Source organism: Myxococcus xanthus, assembly GCF_013116825.1.
GTDB lineage: Bacteria > Myxococcota > Myxococcia > Myxococcales > Myxococcaceae > Myxococcus > Myxococcus xanthus_B.
On sequence record NZ_JABFNS010000245.1, the window covers coordinates 1 to 5,611 of the forward strand.

The window sequence follows — 5,611 nt, forward strand, 5'->3', positions numbered from 1 at the left end:
CCTCGGGTCCGCGGCCCGGAGCCCCCAGAGCTCCTCGCCTTCGTCGCCCCCCTGCCCGGGAGGCAACGGCTCGAAAGCAAGCCGCTCCGGGTTCATCTCCGCCTCGTCACCAAAGACGAGCGGTTGGCTTCCGCCACCGCGTGACACACCCGCGCCCTTCCGCACGCCCCGGCTCGCATGCCCCTGCTGGCCCGAGTTGGATTGCCCCTCGCCCGCGCCGGATTGCCCCTCACCCTCGCCGCCGCGCCCCGACTGCCCCTGCCCTTGGCGTCCCTGCCCCGAGCTCTGGCCGCCAGAACCCTGGCGACGGGCCTGCGAATCGGAACCATTGCGGCTGTTCGAATCGAAGCGGTTCTCCAGCGACTGACGCCTGCGCTCCAGCGCCTCGCGCAGGCTTGCAATCTGGTCCGGTGAGCCGGAGGCCCGCGCGCGAGCAGCGCTCCGCGCCTCACCGGAGCGCTCACTCCGCGAGCCTTCCGTTCCCTGCTGTCCGTCGGCTCCCTGCGTTCCTTGCCCGGACGCGCGCGCGGCATCCGCCTGTGCCGCTTCGCCGTTCTCGGACCCGTGCGGCGCCCCGTCCTCCCCCGTTCCGTCCGCGTTGTCGGACGAGCCACCTTCTTTGCCGCCTTCCAGCGCCATCAGCGCCTGCTCCAAGGCCTCGCGCTCACGCGTGGCGGCCTCGGCGCCTCCCGCGGCGCCCAGCGCGTCCTCCAACGCCCGCGCGGCCTCCGCGGCCTGGGCCAATTGCGCGGCGGCCTCCGCGGCCTGCTCGGCCAACCGCTTCTCCAGCGCGTCGGCGGCCTCCCAATCTCCGGCGTCGAAACGGCCCTCGGAGACTTCCTCGGCCAGGCGGCGCAGCTCCTCCTCGACGGCCTCCTCCAGCACCTCTTCCTTGGCGAGCGCCTCCGCCTGCGCCTGGACCGCGGCCACCTTCGCCGCGGCGGCGGCATTCACGGCGCGGCCTCGTGGCGCGGACAGGGGCAACAGGAAGCCCGCCACCGCGAACAGCACCGCGCCCGCGAGCGCCGTGACCGGACGCCGCCACTTCACGTCGGGAGGCTTCACCCCACTCGCGAACTGATTGACGGCCAGCTCCCACTCCCCCACCGGGCGCTCCAGCCGCGTGAGGAGCAGCCCGCCCGCGTTCGCCGACCGGTCCGCGAGCACCGCCGCCTGCTCCAACGACACCCGCCGGGAACGCGCACGCCAGAACCACGCGCCCAGCCCCAGCGCCAGAAGCGGCGGCAGGGCCCACACGAAGGCGCCGCGCAGGAGGAACCGGGCCAGCACGCAGGCCGTGGCGGTGGCCCACATCGGGACGATGCCGGCCTCCGCCCATGCCACCGCGTTGAGGCGCCGCTGCACGCGCCGGATGGGCGCGAGCACCAGGGCCTGGAAGCGGCGTTCTTCACTGGCAGCCATGAAGCGGCGAGTGTCGACTACTCGGCCCACTCCCCACAAGCGACGCGACGTCCAGCCGTCGCGGTCCGGGTGTGAGCGGTCGCATCCCGCCGTGCATTGACGCTCCCTTCCGCCGCCTGGCACGGACCGCCCGAGCCTCGCGGACACCGACGCAGCATCACCGCGGAGGAAGTGCCCATGGCCACGCCTTCACGCGAGACTGCCCCAGGTGCCGCCCCGCGCGGCAAAGACGGCCCACGCACCGTCCCCCAGTGCCATCAACCCCGCCGGACTGCTGCTACAACCCCTCTTCCGGATGCTCCTCGCCCGCCCTCCAGAACTGGCGCCCCAGGCGCCGTGGCCGGACATGCCCCTGGTGGTGTGGCCCACCGCGCTGGCGATGTGGGGCCCCGGCGACGCGACGACGAAGCACGCCCACCACGCCATGCACCTGGTGCTGTGCCGGCAGGGCCCCCTGTCCGTCCGCGCGCAAGGCATGAAGACCGCCGAGCAGGCAGCCGGCGCGCTCGTGGGCCCGGACATTCTCCACGCGCTCGACGCACGAGACAGCGAGGTCATCATCCTCTTCGTCGAACCCGAGAGCGACGACGGCGCGCGACTCCAGGCCGCGCTCGACGGTCCGATACGCCTGTTCGATACGACGCAGCGCGATGCCCTCCTCGGCGGGCTGCCCACTGCGGGAGCACTGGCACACGAAGCGGTCGGCGGATGGATGGAGTCCACGCTGGCCACGCTCTCCGGGACGCCCGGAGCCCCCCGTCACCTCCACCCGCGCGTGCGCAAGCTGCTGCGCCACCTGCGCGCGGAGGCCGCGCCGGAAGACACCTCGCTCGAAGCCCTGGCCCAGGTCGCGGGCCTCTCGCCCGGAAGGCTGATGCACACGTTCACCGAATCCGTCGGTGTGCCACTGCGCCCCTACCTCCTGTGGCTCCGGCTCCAGCGGGCCGCGGGCGCCATCGCCGCGGGCCACACCTTGAGTGAAGCCGCCCACGCGGCCGGCTTCTCGGATGCGGCGCACCTGACGCGCACCTTCCGGCGGATGTTCGGCACCACGCCGTCATCGCTTCAGCGCCGTGGACCGCGAGTCCAGGCGCAGGGCCGCAACGGCGCGACCCGCTGAGCACCGCGCACCTGGGGCGCAGCAGCTTGCGCGCGCTGCTGCTCGAGCAGGCCCGAATCACCCTCCAGTCCGAGGGCAGCCCGGCAGCATCAGCGTCGACGGGTGCATCGCCGCGAACTCCCCCAAGGACCTGAAGAAGTTCCTGCGAGACGTGCTCGCCGCCGCCGACAAGGCCGCGGAGTGGGATGGCGTCTCGGCCCGGAACAAGGTGTGGTGCCCCATCGTCAAGGTGGTGGAAGCCGTCAACCAGCGCGACAAGCGGTAGCGGCAAGGCCGGGGGCGGCGCGACGCGCACCGCCTCTCGGATCGCAGCCAGTTCGTTCAAGCGAACGCCAGCACCGGGGCCCCATCCTGGAGTCAACGGCACGGCAGGCCACTCCCTCCCGTGCCTCTCTTCAGGAGCACACCCATGTCCTTCGCCATCCTCCTGCTGTCCTTCTTCCTGCTGCTGCACCTGCCGCCGCTGCGGCGCATCCCCGCGCTGTCCACCCCCACGGCGCGCGCCGCGGTCGCCGCGGGGCTCTTCTTCGTGGGCGCGGGCATCATGCACTTCGCCATGCCCGCGCGCTACGCGGCCATGATTCCGCCGCGACTGCCATCACCCGCCTTCTGGGTCTACCTCTCTGGAGCCGCGGAGGTCGCGGGCGGGCTGGGGCTGCTGCTGCCACGCACCCGTCGACTCGCGGCGCTGGGGCTCATCGCGCTGCTGTTGGCCATCCTCCCCGCCAACATCCATGAGGCCCAGGCCAACACCGCCGCCCATGTGCTGCCCTTCCCGGACTGGTACTTCTGGCTGCGCCTCCCCTTCCAGCTCGTCTACGTCGCCTGGGTGGCGTGGGCTGGCGGCTGGTGGCCCGTCCGCGGCCGAGCGCGACCGGCGGCCCACGGTTAGGCTCGCGCGCACCATGCACTTCCGCAAGCTCGGCCGCAGCGGCCTCGTCGTCAGTGAGATTTCCTACGGCAACTGGATCACCCACGGCTCCCAGGTAGAGGAGGAGGCCGCGCTCGCCTGCGTGCGCGCGGCGCTGGACGTGGGCATCACGACCTTCGACACCGCGGACGTGTACGCGGCCACCCGCGCCGAGGAAGTGCTCGGCCGCGCCCTGAAGGGCCAGCGCCGCGCCGGCTACGAGCTCTTCACCAAGGTGTACTGGCCCACCGGCCCCGGCAAGAATGACCGCGGCCTGTCGCGCAAGCACATCCTGGAGAGCATCGACGGCTCGCTGCGCCGGCTACAGACGGACTACGTGGACCTGTACCAGGCCCACCGCTTCGACGTGGAGACGCCGCTGGAGGAGACGATGCTCGCGTTCGCCGACATCGTCCGCCAGGGCAAGGCGCTGTACATCGGCGTCTCCGAATGGACGGCCGACCAGATTCGCCAGGGCGCCGCGCTGGCCCGCGAGCTGCGCGTGCCCTTCATCTCCAACCAGCCGCAGTACTCCATGCTCTACCGCGTCATCGAGCCGCAGGTCATCCCGGCCTCCGACGAAGCAGGCCTGGGGCAGATTGTCTGGTCCCCCATCGCCCAGGGCGTCCTCACCGGCAAGTACCTGCCCGGCCAGGCGCCCCCGGCGGGCAGCCGCGCCACGGAGGCCAACGCCGTGCGCTACGGCATCACCCGCTTCATGACGGATGACGTGCTCACCCGCGTGCAGCAGCTCGTCCCACTGGCGAAGGATGCCGGCCTCTCCATGGCCCAGCTCGCCGTGGCCTGGGTGCTCCAGAATCCCAGCGTCTCCTCCGCCATCGTCGGCGCCTCCCGGCCAGAGCAGGTGCACGACAACGCGAAGGCCGCGGGCGTGAAGCTGGAGCCGGAGCTGCTGCGCCGGATTGACGCGGTGCTGGGCCCCGCCATCGAACGAAATCCAGCCCTGACCGACGTCCCCGCCCAGCGCCCCTGAGCCCGTCCCTCCCGGGCGGGCGCCTGAGCGTCCGCTTCCGGGAGGGTGACACCCAACCCATCCGTTCCATTTGACTTTCCGCGCCAAGGGAACAAGACATGGGCCCGCAGGTTGGCAACCGGGTTGCGAGTGCCCCGTGACCCACCTTTACCCAGGCTTCCCTCCATGACGCCCTTCCTCTCCCTGGCCCAGACGAATCACACCGAGCTGGGCTGGCTCAGCAGCAAGCTGCTCGGCGTGACGCTCACCTCCGCCGAATGGGTGCTCTGGGTGCTCGTCATCCTCTCAGTGCTCTCCATCGCCATCATGCTGGAGCGAACGGTGTACTTCGCCCGCCACCGGCTGCCGGACTCGGAGGCCCTGGCGGTGCGGCTGGCCCGCGGCGAGTACGACGTGGCCCGCAAAGCCATTGAAGGCAAGACGGGCATGGAGGCCGCCATCATCCGCGAGGCCCTGGCCTCCGCCGACCAGGGCGCGGACACGGTGGAGCAGGTGATTGCCTCCACCCTGTCGCGTGAGCGTCCCCAGTACGAGCGCTTCCTGTCGTTCCTGGGCACGCTGGGCAACAACGCGCCGTTCATCGGTCTGTTCGGCACGGTGCTGGGCATCATCAAGGCCTTCAATGACCTGGGGAAGATGAACGCCCAGGGCGGCGGCGGGGCCATGCAGCAGACCGTCATGGCCGGCATCTCCGAGGCGCTCGTCGCCACGGCCGTGGGTCTGGCGGTGGCGATTCCGGCGGTGGTGGCCTTCAACGTCTTCAACCGCCAGCTCAAGACGCTCACCAGCCGCGCCAATGCCCTGGGCTACGCCCTGGTGGGCAGCATGCGCGCCGAGCGCCCCGCGTCCGGCACGGCCGCTGCGGCTCGCGCCGCGGAGGCCCGCTAGGCCATGGCGGGCGGGGCGCAGGACAATGACGACGAAATCACCGGCATCAACGTCACCCCGCTGGTGGACGTGGTGCTGGTGCTGCTCATCATCTTCATGGTGACGGCCAACTTCATCGTCCGCGAGACGGTGGAGGTGGACCTGCCCCGAGCCGCCAACGGCGGTGAGACGGTGCAGGGCCTGGTCAACGTGGTGCTGGACAAGGAGGGCAAGTTCTTCTTCGACGGCACCGAGATGACCGAGAAGGAGCTGGAGGCGAAGGTCGCCGAGGCGGTGG

Annotated in this window: 6 protein-coding genes; 5 read left to right on the forward strand and 1 reads right to left on the reverse strand. The window is 71.4% G+C overall.

The features are described from left to right. Positions 1-1,422: hypothetical protein (locus HNV26_RS36645; RefSeq protein WP_253817385.1), on the reverse strand; the 1,422-nt coding region annotated here is incomplete at its 3' end. 295 nt (positions 1,423-1,717) lie between these two features. Here HNV26_RS36645 and HNV26_RS36650 point away from each other — a divergent pair. The 5 genes from HNV26_RS36650 to HNV26_RS36675 all read left to right on the forward strand — a co-directional run. Continuing rightward, positions 1,718-2,542: a helix-turn-helix transcriptional regulator gene (locus HNV26_RS36650; RefSeq protein WP_216613074.1), complete on the forward strand. Its 825-nt coding sequence runs from the start codon at positions 1,718-1,720 to the stop codon at positions 2,540-2,542. Positions 2,543-2,951: 409 nt separating this feature from the next. Further along, positions 2,952-3,434, forward strand: coding sequence for a DoxX family protein (locus tag HNV26_RS36660; RefSeq protein WP_171444393.1), 483 nt, complete (start codon positions 2,952-2,954; stop codon positions 3,432-3,434). 13 nt (positions 3,435-3,447) lie between these two features. After that, positions 3,448-4,446 carry an aldo/keto reductase family protein gene (locus tag HNV26_RS36665; protein WP_171444392.1) on the forward strand — a complete coding sequence of 333 codons (999 nt, stop codon included), beginning with the start codon at positions 3,448-3,450 and terminating at the stop codon, positions 4,444-4,446. Between the two features lie 165 nt (positions 4,447-4,611). Continuing rightward, on the forward strand, positions 4,612-5,334 hold the full coding sequence (locus tag HNV26_RS36670; RefSeq protein WP_171444391.1) for a MotA/TolQ/ExbB proton channel family protein: 723 nt from the start codon (positions 4,612-4,614) through the stop codon (positions 5,332-5,334). Positions 5,335-5,337: 3 nt separating this feature from the next. Next, the coding region (locus tag HNV26_RS36675) for an ExbD/TolR family protein (RefSeq protein WP_171444757.1) at positions 5,338-5,611 on the forward strand (274 nt) is incomplete at its 3' end.